The organism is Rhizobium sp. IY2, from assembly GCF_047532935.1.
GTDB lineage: Bacteria > Pseudomonadota > Alphaproteobacteria > Rhizobiales > Rhizobiaceae > Rhizobium > Rhizobium anhuiense.
Genome location: NZ_JBLKNU010000029.1, coordinates 1 through 3,236, shown reverse-complemented (window position 1 = coordinate 3,236; position 3,236 = coordinate 1). Strand labels below are relative to the sequence as shown.

Sequence of the window (3,236 nt, the reverse complement as noted above, 5' to 3'; positions counted from 1 at the left end):
CATGACGTGATGGTGGTTGGTGCCAGAAATATTCCGGGTGCCTCCCGCACCCGCGCCACAGTGGTCGATGGCGTTCTTCATCGCCTCGATCACCTTCGGGTTCTGGCCCATACCGAGATAGTCGTTGGAGCACCAGACCGTGACTTCCTTCTCGCCATCGGCCGTATGGCGGGTCGCGCGCGGAAAGTTGCCGCGGTGACGTTCGAGATCGGCAAAAACGCGGTAACGGCCCTCGGCATGAAGCCCGTCCAGCTCGTTTTTGAAAAACGCTTCGAAATCCATATGCACGCTCCCCTGTGTGGTCCGAGCAATACATTGTGAGGGGTTGGGCGTATTTGATCTTGATCAAGTCGGATGAAGCCCGCGCACCAGGCGGGCGGCTGACGCGCCGGGACCAGCCACGACGAACTGTCCCTTAGCCGCCTGCTGATCGCGGCGGCCGGTCATTCCAATCGTTGCAGCCGACAGGTCGGTTGTTTGATCAACATCAATTATCGGAACGACGTCTGGCATTAAAGCTCGAAGGTATGAGCTCAATTCCACATCTTAAAAACGCAATCGTCGGCCTTGCGCAGCCTGCCAGGTTCCTGGAACTGTCCGAACGCCTGCTTCCTGCACTTGCCGCCCTGACCGCATTCTGCTTCGCGATCGGCCTCTATCTGAGCTTCAGCTCCGACGTCGACTATCAACAGGGGGTAACCGTCAGGATCATGTATGTCCACGTCCCCGCAGCGTGGATGGCCATGCTCTGCTATACGACGATGACCGCCAATGCCATCGGCTCGTTGGTCTGGCGGCATCCCCTGGCCGACGTTGCGGCGCGCGTCGCCGCTCCCCTTGGCGCCGCCTTCACCTTCGTGTCGCTCGTGACCGGCGCGATCTGGGGCAAGCCCATGTGGGGCACATGGTGGGTATGGGACGCCCGCCTGACATCGATGTTCGTGCTCTTCATCATGTATCTCGGCATATTGGCGATCTACCGGGCGATCGACGATCCGGCTCGCGCCGCCCGTGTCACGGCGGTCCTGATCGTCGTGGGTTTCGTCAATATTCCGATCATCAAGTTTTCCGTCGATTGGTGGAACACGCTGCATCAGCCCGCCAGCGTGCTGCGGCTGGGCGGCCCCGCCCTCGACGTCGAGTTTCTACGCCCTCTGCTGGTCATGGGAGTGGCGTTCTCAGCGCTGTTTGCCACGCTCTACGTCGCATCGATAAGAAACGAGATCTGGCGACGGAAGCTGATCAGGCATGACAGGCTCGCAGCAAAAGCCGCTGCTCACCGGGAGACTTGAAATGAACCACGAACACTATGTTCTTGCGGCGTATTTGCTCACCTTCGTGGTCATGGTCACGGCGACGTTGAAGGTCTGGTTCTCAGGACGACGCTACCGCCGTCGGATCGAGGCGCTGGCACGACGTCGGCATCCTCGCGGAGACCGCTAGGATGCGACGCTACGCCTTCGCTGCGATTCCGCTTGTCGCGTTTCTCGGGATTGCGGGTGCCGTCGCCAATACGCTGTATCGCGAATCCGTGGACGGATATTCCCCCGCCGCTATTCCTTCGGCGTTGGCGGGACGCCGACATCCAGCCGTCGATCTCGCGCCGCTTGCCGGTCTTCAAGCGCCTGGGCTGAACGATCACACAGTTGATGGCCACATCGCCATCGTCAACATCTTCGCGTCCTGGTGCGTTCCCTGTCGGCTCGAACACCCGGCGCTGATGAAACTCGCCAAAGATTCTCGCATAAAGCTGGTCGGCATCAACTATAAGGATGCTCCAGAAAAGGCCGCAGCCTTCCTTCAGGAAAACGGCAATCCGTTCGCGGCAATCGGAATCGACACCACGGGAAGAAGTTCGATCGACTGGGGAGTCTACGGCGTCCCGGAAACATTCGTTATCGATCGCGCGGGACGAATCTTCCTGAGACATGTCGGGCCGATCGACGAGAAAAGCCTCGCGACGGATATCCTACCCGCTCTGGAAAAGATCATCGCCGCCGAATAAGCGGGGCCTCTTCCAGCCGTGTTTGACCTCCATCAAAGAAACGGCCTCGCCTATTGCGTATGTCGGTTTGGCGGGTCGGGATTTTCCCGTGTCAAGGGGGGAAACTTGACAGAGGCTCGCTCGGTTTTGGGGCGCAACACCGAGTGAGCCTCCTCGCGTCAGATTACCCTCACCAATGAGCACCGTGCGGAGACGCCGAGAGCGACAGCCGAAGCCGCGCCGCTAATTCCAGCAAAAAGTGTGTCGCGGTTTTGCGTCCGGAATTGCGTGAAAACAAATGGGGCGCGGGATGAACTGTTTCCACGCCGTGGCAAAGATCTAGCTTGGACGTGCTGTTTCAGCCCCTTTCGGTTACGGTCAGCCGAGCGATCTGGAGCCGATCCCGATAGGCGCCGACGCCCAGGCTTTCGACCAGGGTGCGAACAGCCTTTTGCTTCAACTCCGACTCCACGTTGCCATCGAGTGTCACCTGGCCGTTCTTCACGGTCACTTGGACCTTCTGAGGCGTTATCCCCAACTCCGACCTCAGGCGCGTTCGAACCGCCAGCCTGATCGATTCATCTTCCTTTGGCAGCGGCGCCGTCTGGGCATTGATGATCAGGCCGAGGATGTCTCTGCGGCTGACAATCCCGACAAGACGTCCGTCCTCAACGATCGGTAGCCGCTTGATCCGGTGCGCCTGGAGGCTTTCGGCGATATCCGATACCTCGCTGTCGGGGCACGCCACGATCACATCCTGAGACATGACATCGGCGACACACCAGCCATTCCTGGAAATATATCGCTCAAGATCGATCTCCGATATCATTTCGGGCGCGCGGGCGGCGCGGGGGGAGAATCGGATCTCTTTCCGCAGCAGCAGATCGCCCTCCGTCAGCATTCCGCAGACGCGGCCTTCGTCGTCAATGACAGGAAGACCGCTGACGTTGTTTTGCATCATGACGGCGACGGCGTGGCGTATACCGACCGCTGGACCGATCGATACCACGTTGGTGGTCATTATGTCCTTCGCCTGCATTGTCCTGCCTCGTTTATAGGAATTGTTGCTGGAATGACGATAATGCGAGCTCGTCGAGCCGCCATTGATCTTCGTCAAACAATGCGATCTTCGCCAAGAAGGTCGCTCAGCTTCGCCTGTTCGTCGGCTGTCAGCTTGCTGCCGGTCGGCTTGCCGGCCCTCTTGCGCGCAAAGACCAGCAATGACAGCCCGCCGAGGGTCACCAGCAGCACC

5 protein-coding genes and 1 pseudogene are annotated in these 3,236 nt (G+C 59.5%); 3 read left to right on the top strand and 3 right to left on the bottom strand.

All coding sequences use genetic code 11. The features are described from left to right. Positions 1 to 282, bottom strand: a 282-nt coding sequence (locus ACMUVN_RS33200) for an aminotransferase class I/II-fold pyridoxal phosphate-dependent enzyme (protein WP_414816043.1), incomplete at its 3' end; no start/stop codon positions are given. Positions 283 to 527: 245 nt separating this feature from the next. Here ACMUVN_RS33200 and ACMUVN_RS33195 point away from each other — a divergent pair. From ACMUVN_RS33195 to ACMUVN_RS33185, 3 genes are read left to right on the top strand one after another with little or no spacing between them, the layout of a single operon-like run. Next, the gene (locus tag ACMUVN_RS33195; protein ID WP_052213520.1) at positions 528 to 1,292 is read left to right on the top strand and encodes a heme ABC transporter permease; all 765 of its coding nucleotides are present in this window, start codon (positions 528 to 530) and stop codon (positions 1,290 to 1,292) included. Beyond that, on the top strand, positions 1,249 to 1,443 hold the full coding sequence (gene ccmD / locus ACMUVN_RS33190; protein WP_414816042.1) for a heme exporter protein CcmD: 195 nt from the start codon (positions 1,249 to 1,251) through the stop codon (positions 1,441 to 1,443). Before ACMUVN_RS33195 ends, ccmD begins: the two co-directional genes overlap by 44 nt. 1 nt (position 1,444) lies before the next feature. Then, positions 1,445 to 2,005: a DsbE family thiol:disulfide interchange protein gene (locus ACMUVN_RS33185; protein WP_047619827.1), complete on the top strand. Its 561-nt coding sequence runs from the start codon at positions 1,445 to 1,447 to the stop codon at positions 2,003 to 2,005. Positions 2,006 to 2,342: 337 nt separating this feature from the next. On the opposite strand, the gene ACMUVN_RS33180 is transcribed toward ACMUVN_RS33185, so the two are convergent. Together ACMUVN_RS33180 and ACMUVN_RS33175 are read right to left on the bottom strand one after the other, a co-directional pair. After that, positions 2,343 to 3,023 carry a CBS domain-containing protein gene (locus ACMUVN_RS33180; RefSeq protein ID WP_047619852.1) on the bottom strand — a complete coding sequence of 227 codons (681 nt, stop codon included), beginning with the start codon at positions 3,021 to 3,023 and terminating at the stop codon, positions 2,343 to 2,345. 74 nt (positions 3,024 to 3,097) lie between these two features. After that, positions 3,098 to 3,236: pseudogene (locus tag ACMUVN_RS33175) on the bottom strand (cytochrome c-type biogenesis protein CcmH); the annotation flags it as partial.

What these genes read in the sequence shown, in the direction of transcription:
- ACMUVN_RS33195 (WP_052213520.1), top strand. Translation starts at nt 528, where the DNA reads ATGAGCTCAATTCCACATCTTAAAAACGCAATCGTCGGCCTTGCGCAG.
- ccmD (WP_414816042.1), top strand. Translation starts at nt 1,249, where the DNA reads ATGACAGGCTCGCAGCAAAAGCCGCTGCTCACCGGGAGACTTGAAATG.
- ACMUVN_RS33185 (WP_047619827.1), top strand. Translation starts at nt 1,445, where the DNA reads ATGCGACGCTACGCCTTCGCTGCGATTCCGCTTGTCGCGTTTCTCGGG.
- ACMUVN_RS33180 (WP_047619852.1), bottom strand. Translation starts at nt 3,023, where the DNA reads ATGCAGGCGAAGGACATAATGACCACCAACGTGGTATCGATCGGTCCA.